This window comes from Priestia sp. P5_B4 (assembly GCF_056400385.1).
In genome coordinates this window covers 1-1,778 of sequence record NZ_JBFULJ010000795.1, presented here as the reverse complement: position 1 = coordinate 1,778, position 1,778 = coordinate 1, and the positions used below count along the sequence as shown (strand labels likewise).

Annotated in this window: 1 protein-coding gene; it reads left to right on the top strand. The window is 40.5% G+C overall.

The window, feature by feature from the left end:
- Positions 1-58: 58 nt before the first annotated feature.
- The coding region (gene acnA, locus AC1DRF_RS26045; RefSeq protein ID WP_477742082.1) for an aconitate hydratase AcnA at positions 59-1,778 on the top strand (1,720 nt) is incomplete at its 3' end.

Genomic DNA, 1,778 nt, shown 5'->3' with positions numbered 1-1,778 from the left:
GAATAGAGGATGGGGTAAGTAAATCCTTTATACATAGAATTTTAAGGGGGTAAAAGCAATGACTAAAAAAGACGTTTTCAACGCTCGTTCGTCATTCGATCTTAATGGCAGCACATATAATTATTACCGCTTACAAGCTTTAGAGGAAGCAGGTTTAGGTAATGTATCTAAGCTGCCGTATTCAATTAAAGTATTATTAGAATCTGTTCTTCGTCAGGTAGATGGCCGTGTTATTACAAAAGAACACGTCGAAAACCTTGCAAAATGGGGAACAAAAGATATTAAAGATATCGATGTTCCTTTCAAACCATCTCGTGTTATTCTTCAAGATTTCACTGGAGTTCCAGCGGTTGTAGACTTAGCGTCACTTCGTAAAGCAATGGCTGATTTAGGAGGAGATCCTGACAAAATCAATCCAGAAATTCCAGTAGACCTCGTTGTCGACCACTCCGTACAAGTTGATAAAGCAGGTACAGCTGACTCATTACGAATTAATATGGACCTCGAGTTTCAACGTAATACAGAGCGCTATAATTTCTTAAGCTGGGCTCAAAAATCATTTAATAACTATCGTGCAGTGCCACCAGCTACAGGTATCGTGCACCAAGTAAATTTAGAATATTTAGCAAACGTTGTTCATGCTGTTGAAGAAGATGGTGAATTTGTAGCTTTCCCTGATTCTCTAGTAGGTACTGACTCTCATACAACGATGATTAATGGTATCGGTGTTTTAGGATGGGGTGTTGGCGGTATTGAAGCGGAAGCAGGTATGCTTGGTCAACCTTCTTATTTCCCAGTTCCTGAAGTAATCGGTGTTAAACTTGTTGGTGAATTACCAAACGGCACTACAGCTACAGACTTAGCGTTAAAAGTTACGCAAGTGCTTCGTCAAAAAGGAGTAGTCGGAAAATTCGTGGAATTCTTCGGTCCTGGCGTAGCAGAACTTCCATTAGCTGACCGTGCAACAATCGCTAATATGGCTCCTGAATACGGTGCAACATGTGGATTCTTCCCAGTTGACGCAGAAGCATTAGCATATATGCGTTTAACAGGAAGAGATGAAAAAGACATTCAGGTTGTCGAACAATATACAAAAGCAAATGGTTTATTCTTCACACCAGAAAATGAAGATCCAATTTTCACTGACGTTGTTGAGATTAACCTTGCTGAGATTGAAGCAAATCTTTCTGGTCCAAAGCGTCCGCAAGATTTAATTCCACTTTCTCAAATGCAAACAGAATTCAAGAAGGCTTTAACAGCTCCTGTTAGCAACCAAAGCTTCGGACTTGATGCTAAAGACGTGGATAAAGAAATTACGTTTAAGCTTGGAGACGGTTCAGAAACAACAATGAAAACAGGTGCCATTGCCATTGCGGCTATCACAAGCTGTACGAACACATCAAATCCTTACGTATTAGTAGCAKCTGGTTTAGTTGCGAAAAAAGCGGTAGAAAAAGGATTGGATGTTCCAGCTTACGTGAAGACTTCTTTAGCACCAGGTTCAAAAGTAGTAACGGCTTACCTGCAAAATTCAGGGCTGCTTCCATACTTAGATAAAATCGGCTTTAACATCGTAGGTTATGGCTGTACGACTTGTATCGGTAACTCTGGTCCATTAGAAGCTGAAATTGAAGAAGCGATTGCAGATAGCGACTTGCTTGTAACGTCTGTTCTTTCAGGAAACCGTAACTTTGAAGGACGTATTCATCCATTAGTAAAAGGTAACTACCTTGCTTCTCCGCCGCTTGTTGTAGCATATGCACTTGCTGGAACAGTAG